The sequence below is a fragment of the Nocardia sp. CA-136227 genome, assembly GCF_050955695.1.
Lineage (GTDB): Bacteria > Actinomycetota > Actinomycetes > Mycobacteriales > Mycobacteriaceae > Nocardia.
Genome location: NZ_CP192081.1, coordinates 3,141,787 through 3,158,875, shown reverse-complemented (window position 1 = coordinate 3,158,875; position 17,089 = coordinate 3,141,787). Strand labels below are relative to the sequence as shown.

Below are 17,089 nucleotides of genomic sequence, written 5' to 3'. Positions count from 1 at the left end.
GCGCCCTTCTCAGGCCGCGACGGAGGGTGAGGTGACCGTGGGCAGCGGTTCGGCGGCGGGCCGCAGCACGGCGGCCACGGCCTGCACCGCGGCGGCGGTGACGAATCCGATCACCGCGTCCACCGAACCCGGCAAGTGGTCGTGCGCCAGCCACGCGGCCACCGCTCCGATGCCCCACGCCGCGAACGCGATCGGCCGCACTCCCGCTCGCGCCACCTCGCGGCGGCGCGCCAGGAGGTGGTCGACGATCAGCACCGCGCCGATCGGCGGCACCACCACTCCCAGCAGCACCAGCCAGTTGACGATGTGCGTCCAGACTCCGGTCAGCGCCACCACGGTGCCGATCAGGCCGAGCGCCACCGCCAGCGGCCGCATCCGCAGGGGTGTGATCCCGGCCCACCCCACCGCGCCGTTGTAGAGGCAGTGCGCCGCGACCGATCCCAGATTCGCGAACACGAACAGCACCGACAGTCCGGTGATGAGCGCCCCGTGCCCGGCCAGCAGGCCCAGGAACGCGCCGCCGTCGTGCGCCGGGTCGGCGGCCCCGCCGATCGCCACCACCAGTCCGCCGATGAGGAAGGCGATGGAGTTGGCGAAGGGGAAAGCCGAGGCCGCCGCCACCAGCCCCGCTCGGCCGTCGCGGGCCCAGCGGGTGAAATCGGCGGTCATGGTGCCCGAGTCGGCGAAGCCGCCGACCACGATGCTCACGCAGGCCCAGAAGCCCAGCGGGCCACCGCCGCCCGCGTATCCGAACGCGCCGGACAGCGAATGCCCGTGCCCGAGACCGTAATACAGTGCGAGACCGGCCATGATCAGGAACAGTGGCGTCCCGATCAGGCCGATGAGCGAGAGCGCGCGGATTCCGGCGAGGGTGAGCAGGACGAAGAACACTCCGCCGAGCAGCCCACCCCACAGCGGACTCCAGCCGTACATGCCTTCGAGGGTGGTGCCGGTCAAGCCGACCTGATAGGAGAACCAGCCGATCACTACGGTGGCCAGGAAGCCGACCGCTACCGCGCGCCCGCGGTCACCGAACGCACGCCGCGCCTGGAGTGAGAAGTTGCGGCCGGTCTGTCCGCCGATCCAGCTCAGGGTGCCGATATAGCCGAACAGCAGCAGGTTGCCGAGCAGGATGGCCAGCATGCCGCGGCCCATGCCCTGGCTGTAGACGATCAGTCCGCCGAAGACCGCGTTGCCCAGGCACATCGGGAAGCCGGCCCAGACCGCGGCGACCGAGAGCAGGTCCCGGCGGGCCGCGGCCGGGACCGGTTCGTGCTCGTACTCGTGATTCGACATGGTTCTCCCTCGACCTCAGCCCTGCTGCTTCAGACCCTTTGCGGGATCGATGAATTCGTTGGTCACCAGATCCTTGGCGGTCAGATTGTCGGGGACTTCCCGGCCCTTGGCGCGCAGCAGCGGGGTGACCTGGGCGATGGCGCGGGTGACGCGGTCGAGGTCGAAGTTGCCGAGGGTGTTGCCGGGACCGTTGGCGATGATCTTCTCGGCGAGCTGCACCTTCACCGAATCGGTGTTGCCGCCGGCGGTGATGGGCGGGCCGTCCGGAATGCCCTGGGCGATCTTCAGCAGGGCCTGATTGGTGGGTTCGGGGTTGGTGGCGTAGTCGATCTGGGCCTGCTGCAGCATGGGGACGAGCTTCTGCAGGCAGGGGCGCAGCTTGTCGAGTTCACCGGAGCGGACCGACCAGGCGTGCGGGTAGGCCTCGTAGCCGGCGTCGGCGACCAGCAGGTGGCCGGTGGGCTTGAGCCAGCCCTTGACGTCGTGCTGCCAGCGGTAGGGCTCATTCGAGACGTACCCCTGCTGCATGACCCGCCCGTGCTCGGCGACGAAGCGGCTGGGCGTGCCGTCGTAGGAGGCGTCGGCCTGTTCCTTCTTCACGTCGCTATTCGCGATCAGGTAGTCCATGTAGATCTTGCCCTCGGAGTACAGGATCGGGGCGTTGGTGGCGGCCACGTCCTTCCACGAGTTCACCGTGTAGGTGGCCGGATCCCACATGACGATCTGCGGATTCTTCTGCAGTGAGGCGAAGACGCCGGTGAGCGGGAACTTGGCCCGGGCCCGGACCTGCTCGTCGGTGGGCACCAGACCCAGGGTGATGGAGTTGTCCTGGTACATCTGGGCCGCCACCGGCTGGCCGCCGAGGAACGGACCGCCCAGGCGCACTTCGACATTCACCCCGGCATCACCCAGCGGACCCGAGTAGGCACCCTTCTTGGCGTCCACGGTGCCGTTCGGCCCGACCAGTTGATAGGCGGCCGCGCGCTCGGGCGTCGCGAACCAGTCGGTCTGGATGACGACGGTGGACGGGCAGACACCGGCCAGCGCGCCCTTGCCCGTCGGGGCGGGAGTCGATGCGCCGCCACCGCAGGCGGCGGTGAGCAGGACACTGCCGGCGAGCGCGGCAGCGGCGAGGACACGTTTCTTCACGAGCATTCCTTGGGTTGACACAGTGGGGTTGAGACACGGTGGGGATTTGAGACACAGAGGGGTTGGGAGACAAGGGGGTTGGGTGATGGTGGGGGTCCCGCTAGCGGCGAGCGCGTTTGCCGTGGGCGCGATCCACCCGCCCGGCCAGGAAGTCGAAGATCCAGAACAGGATCAGCCCGACCAGTGAGGACAGCAGCAGCGAGGTGAGCAGTTCCTCGGTGGCCAGCCGCTGCCGGTAGACGTCGATCATGCGGCCGATGCCCGGGTTGCCCTGACGGAAGAAGAAATCCGCGACGATGGAACCGATCACCGCCATGCCCGCCGAGATCTTGAAACCGGAGATCATGGCCGGAAGGGCCGCCGGAAGTTGCAGCTTGACCAGGCGCTGCCAGCGATTGGCGCCGTGCAGGGTGAACAGGTCGTGTTCGGAGGCCTGCACGGATTTCAGGCCGAACAGCGTGTTGGTGATGACCGGGAACAGCGACACCATCACACAGACGATGACGCGGCTGCCGAACTCGTAGCCGAACCAGAACCCGAACAGCGGCACCACGGCCAGCACCGGAATCGTCTGCAGGATCACTGCATACGGGTAGAGGGAGTATTCCGCCCAGCGGGCCTGGCTCATGATCACCGCGAACGCCACGCCCAGCACGATCGCGATCGCCAGGCCGACCAGGGCGATCTGCACGGTCGCGCCCAGCGCCTGCAGGATCTCGGCCCGGGTGGCGGCGTCGAGCAGGCCCTTGGACACCACCGCTTCCGGTGGCGGCAGCAGGAAGCGCGATTCCGGCGCGATCAGGAAGTGACTGGCGATCGACCACGCGGACATGACCAGTACGAATACGAGGACCGGCGCGAATACCCGCACCGGCGCGATCGCGAAGGGCCAGCGAAGTTTCCGCAGTCGGCGCACGGGCTGCCCGAGTTCTCCGGGCGCGGCGGTATGGCCGTCCGCCTCCGATGCCGTGGCCGCATCTCCGCCCTCGGGCGACGTCGTCAGATCGCCGACCTCGCGCACAGTCGTCGGGTCGCCTGCCTCGGATGTGATGATCGGCTCGTCCGGCCCTGGCACAACAATCTCGCTCTCAGCGGCGGCGGTCACGCTGCCCTCCCCAGGGTCCGGGCGGTGCCCCATTCGGCGTCGTGCAACGCCGCCGAAACCTCCGCCGCGACCGCACCGAACTCGGCCGAGTACCGCAGCTCCGGCGAGCGCGGAAAGTCCAGCGGCACCGCGATATCGGCCGCTACTCGTCCGGGCCGCCCGGTCAGCACGACAACCCGGGTCGACATGAACACCGCTTCGGCGACCGAATGGGTCACGAACACCCCGGTGAATCCCGAGCGCCGGTACAGCCCGCTCACCTCCTCGTTCAACCGTTGGCGCGTGATCTCGTCGAGAGCGCCGAAGGGTTCGTCGAACAGGAACAGCTCGGGCGCTCCGGTCAGTGCGCGCGCGATCGAGGTGCGCATCCGCATACCGCCCGAGAGTTGCGCCGGCTTGTGGTTCTCGAATCCGGTGAGCCCGACCAGCTCCAGCGCCTCACGGGCCGCGGCCCGGCGAGTCGCCTTGTCCACGCCGGCAAGTTCGGCGGGTAGTTCCACATTCCGCAGCACCGACCGCCACGGCAGCAGGGTGGCCTCCTGGAAGACATAGCCGAGCTTGCCGGTCGCGATGGAGATCTTTCCGGCGGTGGGCTTCTCGAACCCGGCGGCCAGTCGCAGCAGCGTGGACTTACCGCAGCCGGAGGGGCCGACCAGCGAAACGAATTCCCCGGGCTGGATGGCGATATCGATGCCGTCGAGCGCGTGGGTTCCGTTCTCGAAGGTCAGGCCGACGTGGTGAAAGGCCAGGGCAGAGTCGGTGTATACGTTGCCGCCCGCTGCGGTCTCCGTATTCCCGTCCGGGCCTTGACCTTTGACGGTGGTTGAGGCGGTGGTGCGCATGTCCACAGTTCTATCGGCCACTCATTGCCGAATGCGGTCCAGGCGATTACGCGCTTGTTTCGTATACGATATCCCGTGCGGGTGGGGTCCATTCCTACCCAGCCGATGGACCGGATCCGAAACCCCTTGCGGCGCAGACAACGCGACCGGCCGCCGAGCAGACAACGCGGGGTACACGCTGCGGTCGGCGGCCGGTCGGGGCGGGATAGTCAGCTGTCGGCGAGCCCGCCGTTCCTCGCGACCACGCGGCCACGCTTCACGACCAGAGCGCGGGGCGGCACGGAAACCACGGCTGCGGCCGGTGTTTCGGCGTCCACCGTGAACAGGTCGGCGGTCGCACCCTCCCGCAGCCCGTAGTCCTCGATCCCGAGCAGAGCGGCGCCGCCGTAGGTGCCCGCCGCCAAGGCCAGTTCGATGTCCTCGTCGAAGACCAAGCGATCCCGGAACGCCACCTGCATGATCCGGCGCAGCATGTCGCCGTCGCCGTAGGGCGTCCACAGGTCCCGGATGCCGTCATTGCCGAGGGCCAGCCCGGCTCCGGCAGCGTGCATGACCCGGACCGGCACCACCGGCGCGCTCCCGACAGCGCAGGTGACCATCGAAACCCCGGCTTCGGCGAGGCTTTCCGCGATCCGCCGCTGCTCGCCGGGTTCCAGCTCGCCCATCGCGTAGGCGTGGCTGATGGTGACCCGCCCCGCCAGCCCGGTGGCCTTGGTGCGGGCCACGATCAGGTCGTACTGCCAGGCGCCGAGCGCGCCGCGATCGTGCAGGTGGATGTCGATGCCCGCGCCGTACTTCTCGGCGAGGTCGAACAGCACATCGAGCTGACCGTTCGGATTCCCGTCGTAGCCCGCGGGATCCAGTCCGCCGACCACCTCCACCCCGTCGGCCAGCGCCGCCTCGAGGAGTTCGGCGGTACCCGGCCGGGTCAGCAGCCCGCCCTGGGGGAAAGCCACGAGCTGCACATCCACCCGATCCGTGTGCCGGGCGGCGGCCGCCCGCACCGCTTCCACGCCGCGCAACCCGACGTCGGGATCTATGTCGATGTGGCTGCGTACGTGCGCGGTCCCCGCGGACACCATGGCCCCCAGCAGGTTCGACGCGTAGTCGGCGCTCGGCAGCCCGAGTTCGTCGCGGCGGCCCTCACCGTTGGCGATCCGCCCGGCGAGCGTGCCCCCGCCGGTGTTCGGCACCCACGGCCCGCCGTACATGGTCTTGTCGAGGTGGCAATGCGAGTCCACCAGTCCCGGGAGTACCAGTGCTCCCGCGAGATCCACGGACTCGACGCCGTCGGCGGTGAGCCCGGCCCCGATCGCGGCGATCCGCCCGTCGCGAATCAGGATGTCGGCGACCGTGACCGGCGCACCGGGCGTCCAGGGCCGGCCGCCGCGGAGCAGGAGATCGTTCATGTGATGCACCACCTGTGTCGTAGGAGAGGGAGAACAGCGGAGTCACGACAGGAAAAGCCGGTCAGGACAGCAGCATGGCCGCGCCCGCCCCGACGCCGAACACGATGACCACCGCCCGGAAGGCCCCCGGCCGCAGCCGATCCGCCACCCGGGCGCCGATGACCCCGCCGAGCAGGCAGGCCGGGGCGAGTACCGCGACCGCCCACCACTCCACGGGCCCGAACAGGGCGACCGCGATCACCGCGGTACTCGAAACCGTGAGCGTGAGGAGGCTTTTCAACCCGTTGAGCCGGGTGATCGAGGCATCGATCCCCAGGGCCAGCGCGGTGAGCAGCACGATCCCCATGCCGCCATTGAAGTACGCGCCGTAGGCCGCGCCGAGGAACACGCCCGCGAACAAGCGCAGCCGCGAGTCCCCGCCGCGCTCGGACAGCTTGCGCGAGACCAGCGGCTGCGCCGCGAACAGAGCGGTGGCGGCGAGAATCAGGTAGGGCACCAGTGCCGCGAACACCTTGGGCGGCGCGGCCAGCAGCGCGATCACTCCGCCGGTGGCCCCCGCGACGCCGGTGAGGATGAGTCCCGGGACCAGAGTGCGGTGTTCGTCGAGCCGCTTGCGCAGCGCGGCGGCCCCGCCGAGATATCCGGGCCAGACCGATACCGAGTTGGTGACCGTCGCCGTGACCGGCGGCAGCCCCGTGGCCAGCAACGCCGGGAACGACAGCAGACTGCCGCCCCCGGCGATGGCATTGCAGACGCCCGCCCCTAATCCAGCGGCGAAGAGGAGCACGAGATGCGCGGGATCCATGAGTTCCTTCCGAACAGAATGGCCGCATCGTATACAAACCGCCGCAGGACGGCGACCCGAAACCACTGTGGCGCAGCCTGACCCGCGAAGACGGCGGCCATCCAGTGACTTTCCGGCGGATACAGTAGATTTGCGACATCCCGTCGGCCGAGGCCACGATGGATCGTATGCAACTTCCCGCTCCACCGAATCCCCGATGAGGCTGCCGTGACCAGCACCGCCGGGCGCATGACACCGCAACAGCTGTGTCGCGCCATCCGTGACGACATCATTCGCGGCGCTTACGCCCCCGGCCAGCGCCTCACCGAAGACGCGCTCGCGGAGAGCTACGGGGTGTCCCGGGTTCCCGTCCGGGAGGCGCTGCGCACCTTGGAAGCCGAGGGTTTCGCCTCGTCACGGCCTTACGCAGGCGTTTTCGTGGCGGCGCTCACCGAGGACGAGGCCGCGGACCTCTTGGAGATCCGAGCCCGCCTGGAACCGCTGTGCGCCTCCCGTGCCGCCGTCCGGCGCACCCCCGAACAACTCGGCCGCCTCAAGGAGCTCACGGCCCTCGGCCAGGATGCCGTGCGTGCGGGCCGCCTCGACGAGCTCGCCCGCCTCAACAGCCGCTTCCACGAGGTCCTCGCGGAAGCATCCGGCAGCACCCTGCTCGCCCAGCTGATCATGCAGCTGAGCTGGAAGATCGCCTGGGTCTACTCGGTCGAACTCCCCCGCCGCGCCTCCGATTCCTGGCACGAGCACGAACAGATCTGCGCCGCCCTGGAAGCCGGTGACCCCGATCGCGCCGCCGCCGTGGTCACCTCCCACATCGCCCACGCCGCCACCGCCTACCGGTTCCGGCAGCGCACCGAAGCCCCTGCGCCACAGTCCGGTTCGGCTCGCGCTTCGTAACACCGGGGAAGCAATTGCCACACCCGAACGAAACACGGCTCTCGTATACAAACGAAGTCACTTCGTTCCGGGAGGTAGCCATGACGGATTCGAGTCCGCGCCAGGTGGATCTACTGCTGCGAGCCGCCCGCATCGCCGACGACACGGACCTGGTCGACATCGCGGTCTCCGAGGGCCTCATCGTCGCGATCGGACCCCGACTGCCGGATCAGGGCGTCGAGGAAATCGACTGCGCCGGACGCGTGGTCATCCCCGGCCTCGTCGAATCCCACCTCCACCTGGACAAGGCTCTCCTGGATGCCGAGAAGTCCAACCCCGACGGCACTCTCGCCGGGGCCATCAGCGTCACCGCCGAACTCAAACGCGGCTTCACCGTGGCCGCCATCCGCGACCGTGCCCGCCGCGTGCTCGACATGGCGATCGCCAACGGCACCACCGCCATTCGCGCCCACCCCGACGTCGACCCGATCGTCGGCCTCCGCGGCGTGAACGCGCTCCTCGACCTGCGCGAAGAGTACCGAGACCGCCTGGAGCTCCAGATCGTCGCCTTCCCGCAGGAGGGCATCCTCCAATCCCCCGGCACCCTCGACCTGCTCCGCGAAAGCCTGCACGCGGGAGCCGACGTCCTCGGCGGCTGCGCATACAACGAACGCAGCGTGGAGGACTGCCGCCGCCACATCGACCTCATCTTCGACCTGGCCGCCGATTTCGATGTACCGCTGGACATCCACGCCGACTTCGCGGACGACGCCACCGATCCGAGGTACGCCATGGCCGACTACATCGCCTCGGTCACCGAACTCACAGGCCGTCATGGTCGAGTCACGCTGGGGCACATGACCTCCCTGGCCGGGCGGTCTCCGGCGGATCGCACCCAGACATTGGAACGGCTCGCATCGGCGGGGATCTCGGTGGTTCCGCTGCCTGCGACCGACATGCATCTGGGCGGGCGGTCAGACGCCACCAACGTACGTCGTGGGATCGCTCCGATTCGCGAGCTGTGGGAGGCAGGGGTCACCACCGCCTACTCGTCCAACAACATCCGGAATGCGTTCACTCCGTATGGGAATGCCGACATGCTCGATATCGGGCTGTTTCTGGCTCAGACCGGGCATCTGTCGGGGCCCGAGGACTTGAACCGGATTCTCGGGATGGCCACTACCGACGCTGCTCGGACCATTGGGATCGCGGATCGTTACGGGGTGCGGATCGGGGCTGTGGCTGATCTCGTCGTGTTGTCGACGTATCGCGTTGCTGACGCTCTGCTCGACCGACCTGATCGTAATTACGTGTTCAAGGGTGGACGGTTGACGGCTCGGACTACTCGAATTCGGGAGGTCGTCGGAGCTGCGGCGGAACCCTGAAGACCAAATGACCGAAAGATAAGAGACCAAAGATAAACACGCCTGGAGAAGGAAGAGAGGGTGGCCGGTTTACGAGGGCCGCTCACTCACCAGCCCCCCTCACGGCTCGGCCGCGCAGCATCCCGGTGTTCGGGTACAAGCAATTGGGCGGGCGCTCGGGATGCAAGGACTCGTTGGGGAGCAGGGACTTTCGGTGGACGGCCGACGCGACAGAGGTTTGGGGGGGTGGCCGGCGTACAGGGTCTCGAGGCTTTGGTCTCGAGAAGGTGATGCGTGCGGTCTGTGGGCTGGGGTCGGCGGGTAGCGGATCCCAGCCCGGCGTCAGCCCAGGTCCGGCAGAGCAGGTGAGGTGACCACACTCCCCGTTGTTCTGCGCACGCCGGCAGGAGACGAGCAGCTCGGTGTCATGCTGCCGGTGAGCGCCACGTTCGGCAGCTGGAATCGATGGCAGCGGCGATCGCCTGCCCCACGTGATGGCGGTCGTTGACGCGTGGGGTGCCGGTGGGATCAACACTCTTCGGTGCAATCCACCCTGTCCGACCGGGGTGGGGCGAATCTTTACCCATCACAACGGTTTTCCAGCCATCGGGGCTGTCGTTGACCAGCGCGTGGCAGTGGTCGCACGCCAATGTCAGGTTGTTGATGTCGGTCGGCCCGCCTGTGGCCCAGTCGGTGACGTGGTGGGCGGCGCACATGTTGGCGGGTTGTTCACAACCCGGTCGAGTACATCCCCTGTCGCGGGCCAGGAGCGCGAGGCGTTGGGCGCGGTTGGCGGTGCGGCGGGAGCGACGCAGGAACAACGGCATCCCGTCCCCGTCGAGGACCGCGATCACCGGTCGGGTCCCTTCGGCCATCTTCAAGGCTTCGTTGATGGAGATCTGAGTGCCGGACGCGGTGGTGGCGACGCCGGTGCCGTTCTCGAGGTCGGTGAGGCTCATGGTGAGCACGACCTCGACGGGCAGGCCACGGTGCATGCCCAGGGTCCGCATGTTCACCCCGGGCTGCACCAACGCCAGCAAAGCGTCGTGGGTCCGCTGCCCGGCATCACGACGATCACGACGCGCGGCAGCATCGAGCACGCTATCGGCGATGAATCCACCGGTCGCGGAGGGGCTTTCGGGGTCCTCGACATTGCACATCCCAGGCCGCGCGAGCTTCGCGAACACCGCATCCAAGCACGCACGCAGCTCAGGAGTGATCCACCCTTCGATCCGCGTCATCCCATCCACACCGGGACGACACAGCGTGATCCCGCGACGGCGGCGACGGTCAGCGTCGGAAACAACCTTCCCATCGGGATCCAAGCGGGCGAGGATGTCACGCCCGATCTTCAACAAGTCATCGGGCCACCCATTACGCGAGTAGTCGACCAGGATCTGCTCTGCCTCCGCCCGCGCCTCGGTGGGCACGTCGACGGGCAGGTGGTTCATCACGTCCATGATGTGGCGCACGTGATCACGCGAGATATCGCCCGCGGTGAAGGCTTGGGCAGTCACCGGAAGCACGGGCGGGGCGACGTGCCCTGTCTGCTGCACGAATTCGCCACAGTGGTGGGTGATCTTCACCCGCACCGACGCGTCGTAACGGGAGAGCCCGAGGGTGTGGCGCAGGAACGGCACCATCTTCCCGGCCCCGCTACGTGAATGCAGCGAACGCTCTCCCGCTTCGACAATCAGCGGAGTATCCAACGCGGCGAGCTGACGCTTGCAGGTTTCAATCCTCTGCATCAACGTCACAATGTCCTCGTCGGAAAACCCCGACATCTTCCCACCCTGAATGGATTCCGACAGGGTCGAGACCGCGGCCGCCAGTTCAGCGATACCGCAGTCGTCGAGTGTCACCCCCATCGAATCCATGCCTCCATTTTACTCCCGTGCAATCACTCTGGGAACCCGAAATGTCCAGTATCCCTTACTGTTTCACCTAACATCGAAATCAAACTCCAATCCATACCGGGCGCCCCAACCAAACACAAACTGCTTGGAATTCCCCGGATCTCCGTCAATGGAAAGCTAATCGCGGGCCCGCCAACAATTGACGCCAAACACGTCAAGTGCAACGTCCGCGTCCGTCCCGACTCCAACGCCCCAGCCGATGCCACCCGAAGCGGCGGAAGCGTGGCGACCGTCGGCAACACGAGAAACCGCCCACGCAAGGCGTCCCGAAGTACTCCCGCCGCGTCCTGGAGCACCGCGCGCGACGCGGATGCCTCCTCTACGGTAACCGTCGATGCGATTCGGAACCGCTCTCCCACTTCCGATTCCAACGCCCCTGGATGCGCCGAGATCCACGCGCCATGGTTCTGCCAGGCTTCGAACGCCTGAACCTTCCGGAACGCCGTGAACCAGGATTCGAGGTCCGCATTCAGGTGGTAGTCGACTGCGCCGAGCCGCTTGGCCGCCTTCACGCCGGCTTCCGCGACCTCGTCATCGGCCACCGCGCACAGGTCGGGATCGACGATGAGCTCGTACGGGCCTGAATTCTGCTTGGGTAGTAGACATTCCGCCACGGATTGCAGCGTGTCCAGGTCCCGTGTCATCCAGCCCACGGTGTCGAAGGACTCTGCCAGCGGCAGCAGTCCCATGGTGGAGATGCTCCCGTACGAGGTCCGCATCCCCCACAGGCCCTGATATGCCGCGGGAACCCGAATCGATCCCGCTGTATCGGTCCCCAACCCCACGCAGACCTCCCCACGCGCGACCGCCACCGCCGACCCACTCGATGATCCACCCGGAATCCGCTGCGGAGCAGCGGGATTGATCGGCATCCCATACCGCCCGTTGCCGCCGGTGATGCTGTAGGCGAATTCATCGGTGTGCGCGACTCCTGTGATATCCGCCCCCGCCGCGAGCAACCGGGACACGACTGCCGCATGCGCGTCCTTCGGCGCTCCCAGGAACTCCGGAACCCCGCCACCGAGCGGGTATCCGGCGACAGCGTAGAGGTCCTTCACCGCCACGGTGTGTCCACTGAGCGGCCCGTCACCGGTGGCGGCCACCAGCGGCGCACCCCATTCCCGCCACACCCGCGGATCGAACTCCACCCTCTCCCCGGGCATTTCGCGTGCAGCCGTCATCACACCCTCGCCAGCACGCGCTTGGCCAGCTCGGTGGCCGCATGTCCCGCAAAGTCCGCGACCCGCACCTCACCGTGCACACCCCGAACCTGATCCACCGCCTGCGAAATGTTGAAATCCGCTGCGGCACTGAGGTACAGATATGCCTGCTGCGGATCAGCATCGAACAGCGACACCACCAGTTCGATGGCGTTGCCGACGCACAGCTCGAGCGCCTCGTTCAGATCCTCACTCAACCCGGTCGGAATCAACAGCCCATGCGAGGCCGCGAACGGGCCGATCCCCCTCCCCAGCCCGGCCGCGACCTGGACCGCCGGAATCACATCGACGGTCAAAGTAGCCCGCAGCGGTGCTTCCAACGCGGTGAGCGCCACTTCCCCATTCCCTTGGGCGAAGTGCGGATCCCCGATATAGAACAGCGCGTCCGCGACCTGCACCGGCAGAAACAATGTCGCCCCCGCCGTCAACCGCCGGATGTCGATATTGCCGCCGTGCGCCCCCGGTGGCACCGAGGACACCCGCGTATCCGTGTCGGTCGCGACCCCGATGATGCCCAGGAACGGGTGCAGCGGAAACCCGGCTTCTCCCGGCCGATCCGGATGCAGTGGCATCGTCCCGAACCAAGCGCCGCCTCGCTCTTCGACAGCGCAGAACTGTCCGTAATTGCCGTCGAACCCCACCCGATTCGCCAGGACACCACGTGCATGCCGGGTGGATACGACACCATACGGCGCCCGCATCGCCAGCGCGTCGATCCGAATCGCCAGCAGGTCCCCCGGTTTCGCCCCCGCGACCGCGATCGGCCCGGTCACGATGTGCGGCCCCGCCAGCGAGTCCCGGCGACGGGTTCCGGCCACCTCGATCGCATCCGCGAGCACCTGATCCCGCTCGACCCCGTGCCGCCCGAAGTAGGCCAGCGGATCGGACCCCTGATCCTCCAGAATCCCTTCGTGACTGACGGTGTCGATCACAATGGTCCCGCCCGCCTCCACCGTCGCGACCGGCTTGTCGCCGACCCGCGGCAGCCGCCCCCACAGCACCGCTGACGGGTCGACCGGCAGATACCCGGCGCCCTCGATCCCCTCCCCCGGTTGCAGTACCGGAAACGCCGGGACGAACCCCCGCACAATCGACGTCACGCGCCCTACCTTCCCTACCCGGCCAGAATTGGTCGGACCATCCGATCTGCCGACCATAAGTCGGCCCGACCGGTGATGCGGGGCCACGAAACCTAACGTAACTGCCGTTTTACCTACCCGAAATGGTCTGCCTGGGAAGCGATTTAGACTCGGGGCGTGACGGCATCGATTCCGCCGCTCCGCCGGCGCGCACGCAGTGTCAGCGCGGAGGTCGCGGCGCACCTGGAGGGTTTGATCACCAGCGGGGAACTGCGGGCCGGGGATCGGCTGCCGCCGGAACGGGAGCTGGCGGCCGGGTTGAGCGTGTCGCGATCCTCGTTGCGGCAGGCCATGTTCGAGCTGGAATCCAAGCAGCTCATCGAACGCCGTCAGGGCCGGGGCAGCACCGTCACCGAGAACCCGCGCCGGGCAGGTGATCTCGCGGGCGGGCTCGCGGACCTCGATATCGAGCTCGGCCACGCCACCGAACTCCGCGACCTGGTGGAACCGCGGATCGCCGAGCTGGCCGCCCTGCGCGCCGTCGAATCCAACCTGCTGTCCCTCGACGACGTCCTGGCCCGCTCCAGCGACTCACTCTCCCCTGCCGAATCCCTGCGCCTCGACATCGAATTCCACACCCTCCTCGCCCGCGCCGCGCAGAACCCCCTGCTGGTGACCCTGTGCACCATGACCACCGACTGGACCCGCCGCACCCGCGCCCTCTCCCACCGCACCCGCCACGCCCGCGCCCTGTCCATAGACGGCCATCACCGCATCTACGCCGCGGTCGCGGCCCACGACGGACCGGGCGCGGCGGCGGCGATGGAACAGCACCTGCGCGAGGTTCGCGAGGTCAGCCGCCCACGCCGGTGAGCACCGCCTCGCTCCGGAAGGTGCGGCGATAGGCCAGCGGTGCGACGCCGATCGCCTCGTGCAGGTGCTGCCGCAGCGAGGCGCCGGTCGCGAACCCGACCTCACCGGCGATGCGGTCCACGGAAAGCTCGGTGGATTCGAGTAGTTCGCGCGCCCGGAACACGCGCTGCTGGATCAGCCACCGGCCGGGACTCATCCCGACCTCGTCGCGGAAACGGCGCGCGAACGTGCGGCCGCTCATGCGTGCGCGATCGGCCAGGTCGGCCATGGTCAGTGGTCGGTGCAGGTTCTCCAGTGCCCACTGCCGGGCCTCGGCGGTGCCCGCGGCCGTCGGCGGCGGGACCGGCTGTTCGATGAACTGCGCCTGGCCGCCCTCGCGCCACGGCGGGACGACGCAGCGCCGCGCGACGGCGTTCGCGACCTCGCTGCCGTGGTCGCCGCGAATCAGATGCAGGCACAGGTCGACTCCGGCGGACGCGCCGGCCGAGGTCAGGAGGTCGCCGTCATCGACGTAGAGCACATTGGGGTCGACGCGGATGCCGGGGAAGGCGCGCTGGAAGCGGTCGGCGAGGTTCCAGTGGGTGGTGGCAGGCCGGTCGTCGAGCAGTCCGGCCGCGGCGAGCACGACGGCGCCGGTGCAGATGGACACGATTCGCGCACCAGGACGGATCGAGGCCAATGCCGCCGAAACAGCCTGCGGCAGGCCCTGTTCCAGGATCGGAGTCACGTCGCACGGCGGAATCACCACGGTGTCCGCGGTTTCCAGCACGCGCGCGTCGTGCGCGACCGCGATATCGAAGTCCGAGCTGCTGCGCACCGGTCGCCCGTCGAGCGAGCAGGTGATCACCCGGTACCGCCCGTCCGCGGTCCCGAACACCCGGTTCGGAATGCCGAGCTCGAACGGATACACCCCGTCGAGCGCCAGCACCACCACGGTATGCGGCCGAGCAACCTCCGACTCCATGGCACGATCCTATCGAATAATGGCGATCATGCCATTTCCTGGATCGGCTCCTTTCGGCATGCTGAGGGCATGAGCGACAAGGGCTACACACTCCCCACCACCATGACGGCCATCGGACAGGACGTGCTCGGCGGTCCCGAGGTCCTGCACGAGGTGAAAGTGCCGGTGCCGCAGCCCGGTCCGAGCGAGCTGCTGGTCCGGGTTCGCGCCACCGCGTTGAACCCGACCGACTGGGCGCACCGCGCCCGCGCGGGCCTGTTCCTGCCCGCACCCCCGTACGTGCTGGGCTGGGACGTCTCTGGCGAGGTCGTCGCCACCGGAGTCGGCGTCACCCTGTTCGAGCCCGGTGACGAAGTGTTCGGCATGCTGCCGTACCCGCACGGGCACGGCGCTGCGGCCGAATTCGTCACCGCACCGGCCCGCGCCTTCGCCCGCAAGCCCGCCAATCTGGGGCACCCGGAGGCCGCCGCGATCCCGCTGGCCGCCCTGACCGCCTACCAAGCCCTGGTCGACACCGCGAACGTCGTGGCCGGGCAGCGGGTCCTGATCCACGCCGCCGCCGGGGGCGTGGGCCACTTCGCCATACAGATCGCCAAGGCCCGCGGCGCGTACGTGATCGGCACCGCCGGCGCCGCCAATCACGATTTCCTGCGGAGCATCGGCGCGGACGAGGTACTCGACTACCGCACCACCGATTTCGCCGAGACGCTGCGTGATATCGACATGGTTCTCGACCCCATCGACGCCGACCACGCGCTGCGCTCACTGCGGACGCTGCGCCCCGGCGGCCTCCTGGTCACGCTGCGCGCCTTGGGCGCCGACCATGTGAAGGCCGCGGCCGAGGAGCTCGGCGTCCGTGCCGCGGTCATGCTCGTCGAGGCCGATCACACGGGCATGGACGCGCTGCGCGAGCTCGCCGAGACCGGTGCGTTGCGGCCCACCCTCGCGGGAGTGTTCCCCCTCGCCGAGGCCGCCGCGGCGCACGCCCTGGGCGAAGCCGGCCACACCGTCGGCAAATTGGTCCTCACCGTGGACTGACGGCTCGCGACGCGCACCGGCCGTCCCCGAGACGGCCGGTGCCGCACCGCCCTACGGTTCGAACAGGTCCATCTGCGGTTCGTGCCGACGCACCTCGATGGAACCGAAGACCAGGTCCGGGGGCGGGACCAAGCCCAGGTGTTCCCAGGCGGCGGCGGTGGCGATGCGACCGCGGGGTGTGCGGGCCACCAAACCCGCTCGCACCAGGAAGGGTTCGCAGACTTCCTCGACCGTCGTCGCTTCCTCGCCGACCGCGACGGCCAGGGTCGATACGCCCACCGGGCCGCCGTTGAAGCTGCGGATGAGGGCGCTCAGGACGGCGCGGTCGAGCCGGTCGAGGCCGAGGGAGTCGACGTCGTACACCGCCAGTGCGGCATGGGCGATTTCGGGAGTGACGAGGCCGTCGGCCTTGACTTCCGCGTAGTCGCGGACGCGGCGCAGCAGGCGGTTGGCGATACGCGGCGTCCCGCGGGAACGTCCGGCGATCTCGGCGGCCGCGTCGGATTCCAGGCGCACACCCAGGATTCGGGCCGAGCGCTCGAGGATCTGCTTCAGTTCCAGCGGCTCGTAGAAGTCCATGTGGCCGGTGAAGCCGAACCGGTCGCGCAGCGGGCCGGTCAGCGCGCCCGAGCGGGTGGTCGCGCCGACCAGGGTGAACGGGGCGATGTCGAGGGGAATCGAGGTGGCGCCGGGGCCTTTGCCGACAACCACGTCGACGCGGAAGTCCTCCATCGCGAGGTACAGCATTTCCTCGGCGGGGCGGGCCATGCGGTGGATCTCGTCGATGAACAGGACGTCGCCCTCGACCAGGTTGCTGAGCATGGCCGCCAGGTCGCCGGCGCGTTCCAGGGCGGGACCGGAGGTGAGGCGCAGAGCGGTGCCGAGTTCACCGGCGATGATCATGGCCATACTCGTCTTGCCCAGACCCGGTGGGCCCGACAGCAATACGTGGTCGGGGGTGCCGCCGCGCAGTTTCGCGCCGCGCAGCACCAGGGCCAGCTGTTCGCGCACCCGCGGCTGGCCGATGAAGTCGTCGAGCGACTTCGGGCGCAGGCTGGCCTCGATCTCACCGTCGGACTGCAGATAGCTCGCGGTGACGCTGGATTCGTCCGCGTCGAAATCCGCGTCGTCGAAGTCGTCGAAATCCTCTGCCATGACC

15 protein-coding genes are annotated in these 17,089 nt (G+C 68.3%); 4 read left to right on the top strand and 11 right to left on the bottom strand.

Annotated elements, in window-relative coordinates; translation table 11 throughout:
• Window positions 1-9 precede the first annotated feature (9 nt).
• The 6 genes from ACQP06_RS14565 to ACQP06_RS14540 form a co-directional block, all read right to left on the bottom strand.
• Window positions 10-1,296, bottom strand: a complete 1,287-nt coding sequence (locus ACQP06_RS14565) for a purine-cytosine permease family protein (protein ID WP_433672695.1) — start codon at window positions 1,294-1,296, stop codon at window positions 10-12.
• Between the two features lie 15 nt (window positions 1,297-1,311).
• Window positions 1,312-2,445, bottom strand: coding sequence for an ABC transporter substrate-binding protein (locus tag ACQP06_RS14560; RefSeq protein ID WP_433672694.1), 1,134 nt, complete (start codon window positions 2,443-2,445; stop codon window positions 1,312-1,314).
• Between the two features lie 100 nt (window positions 2,446-2,545).
• Window positions 2,546-3,550: an ABC transporter permease gene (locus ACQP06_RS14555; RefSeq protein ID WP_433672693.1), complete on the bottom strand. Its 1,005-nt coding sequence runs from the start codon at window positions 3,548-3,550 to the stop codon at window positions 2,546-2,548.
• Entirely contained in the window at window positions 3,547-4,392 is an 846-nt protein-coding gene (locus ACQP06_RS14550; RefSeq protein ID WP_433672692.1) for an ABC transporter ATP-binding protein, read from the bottom strand. The genes ACQP06_RS14555 and ACQP06_RS14550 overlap by 4 nt, the downstream gene beginning before the upstream one ends.
• Window positions 4,393-4,601: 209 nt before the next feature.
• Window positions 4,602-5,801 carry an amidohydrolase gene (locus tag ACQP06_RS14545; protein ID WP_433672691.1) on the bottom strand — a complete coding sequence of 400 codons (1,200 nt, stop codon included), beginning with the start codon at window positions 5,799-5,801 and terminating at the stop codon, window positions 4,602-4,604.
• 61 nt (window positions 5,802-5,862) lie between these two features.
• Entirely contained in the window at window positions 5,863-6,606 is a 744-nt protein-coding gene (locus ACQP06_RS14540; RefSeq protein WP_433672690.1) for a sulfite exporter TauE/SafE family protein, read from the bottom strand.
• 207 nt (window positions 6,607-6,813) lie between these two features.
• On the opposite strand from ACQP06_RS14540, the gene ACQP06_RS14535 reads away from it, so the two are divergent.
• Window positions 6,814-7,497 (top strand): GntR family transcriptional regulator, encoded by a 684-nt coding sequence (locus tag ACQP06_RS14535; RefSeq protein ID WP_433672689.1) that lies wholly within the window; start codon window positions 6,814-6,816, stop codon window positions 7,495-7,497.
• Window positions 7,498-7,577: 80 nt separating this feature from the next.
• Entirely contained in the window at window positions 7,578-8,861 is a 1,284-nt protein-coding gene (locus ACQP06_RS14530; RefSeq protein WP_433672688.1) for an amidohydrolase family protein, read from the top strand.
• Window positions 8,862-9,265: 404 nt separating this feature from the next.
• Here the strand turns inward: ACQP06_RS14530 and ACQP06_RS14525 are convergent, their stop codons facing one another.
• From ACQP06_RS14525 to ACQP06_RS14515, 3 genes are read right to left on the bottom strand one after another with little or no spacing between them, the layout of a single operon-like run.
• Window positions 9,266-10,717, bottom strand: a complete 1,452-nt coding sequence (locus ACQP06_RS14525) for a DUF222 domain-containing protein (protein ID WP_433672687.1) — start codon at window positions 10,715-10,717, stop codon at window positions 9,266-9,268.
• A 23-nt stretch (window positions 10,718-10,740) separates the two neighbouring features.
• Window positions 10,741-11,904: an amidase family protein gene (locus ACQP06_RS14520; protein WP_433672686.1), complete on the bottom strand. Its 1,164-nt coding sequence runs from the start codon at window positions 11,902-11,904 to the stop codon at window positions 10,741-10,743.
• Between the two features lie 32 nt (window positions 11,905-11,936).
• Entirely contained in the window at window positions 11,937-13,076 is a 1,140-nt protein-coding gene (locus ACQP06_RS14515) for an acetamidase/formamidase family protein (RefSeq protein ID WP_433672685.1), read from the bottom strand.
• A 156-nt stretch (window positions 13,077-13,232) separates the two neighbouring features.
• Here ACQP06_RS14515 and ACQP06_RS14510 point away from each other — a divergent pair, with 156 nt between their 5' ends.
• Window positions 13,233-13,928, top strand: a complete 696-nt coding sequence (locus ACQP06_RS14510) for a FadR/GntR family transcriptional regulator (protein ID WP_433672684.1) — start codon at window positions 13,233-13,235, stop codon at window positions 13,926-13,928.
• Here the strand turns inward: ACQP06_RS14510 and ACQP06_RS14505 are convergent.
• Window positions 13,909-14,892 (bottom strand): GlxA family transcriptional regulator, encoded by a 984-nt coding sequence (locus ACQP06_RS14505; protein ID WP_433672683.1) that lies wholly within the window; start codon window positions 14,890-14,892, stop codon window positions 13,909-13,911. The two genes, ACQP06_RS14510 and ACQP06_RS14505, sit on opposite strands and share 20 nt — an antisense overlap.
• A 69-nt stretch (window positions 14,893-14,961) precedes the next feature.
• Here ACQP06_RS14505 and ACQP06_RS14500 point away from each other — a divergent pair, with 69 nt between their 5' ends.
• Complete coding sequence (locus ACQP06_RS14500; RefSeq protein ID WP_433672682.1) at window positions 14,962-15,930, top strand: NADP-dependent oxidoreductase; 969 nt, start codon at window positions 14,962-14,964, stop codon at window positions 15,928-15,930.
• A gap of 51 nt (window positions 15,931-15,981) precedes the next feature.
• On the opposite strand, the gene ruvB is transcribed toward ACQP06_RS14500, so the two are convergent.
• The gene (gene ruvB, locus ACQP06_RS14495) at window positions 15,982-17,085 is read right to left on the bottom strand and encodes a Holliday junction branch migration DNA helicase RuvB (RefSeq protein WP_433672681.1); all 1,104 of its coding nucleotides are present in this window, start codon (window positions 17,083-17,085) and stop codon (window positions 15,982-15,984) included.
• Window positions 17,086-17,089 lie beyond the last annotated feature (4 nt).

Coding starts and splice junctions, on each gene's coding strand:
- ACQP06_RS14550 (WP_433672692.1), bottom strand. CDS start 4,392: ATGCGCACCACCGCCTCAACCACCGTCAAAGGTCAAGGCCCGGACGGG.
- ACQP06_RS14505 (WP_433672683.1), bottom strand. CDS start 14,892: ATGGAGTCGGAGGTTGCTCGGCCGCATACCGTGGTGGTGCTGGCGCTC.
- ruvB (WP_433672681.1), bottom strand. CDS start 17,085: ATGGCAGAGGATTTCGACGACTTCGACGACGCGGATTTCGACGCGGAC.
- ACQP06_RS14530 (WP_433672688.1), top strand. CDS start 7,578: ATGACGGATTCGAGTCCGCGCCAGGTGGATCTACTGCTGCGAGCCGCC.
- ACQP06_RS14500 (WP_433672682.1), top strand. CDS start 14,962: ATGAGCGACAAGGGCTACACACTCCCCACCACCATGACGGCCATCGGA.
- ACQP06_RS14565 (WP_433672695.1), bottom strand. CDS start 1,296: ATGTCGAATCACGAGTACGAGCACGAACCGGTCCCGGCCGCGGCCCGC.
- ACQP06_RS14540 (WP_433672690.1), bottom strand. CDS start 6,606: ATGGATCCCGCGCATCTCGTGCTCCTCTTCGCCGCTGGATTAGGGGCG.
- ACQP06_RS14525 (WP_433672687.1), bottom strand. CDS start 10,717: ATGGATTCGATGGGGGTGACACTCGACGACTGCGGTATCGCTGAACTG.
- ACQP06_RS14545 (WP_433672691.1), bottom strand. CDS start 5,801: ATGAACGATCTCCTGCTCCGCGGCGGCCGGCCCTGGACGCCCGGTGCG.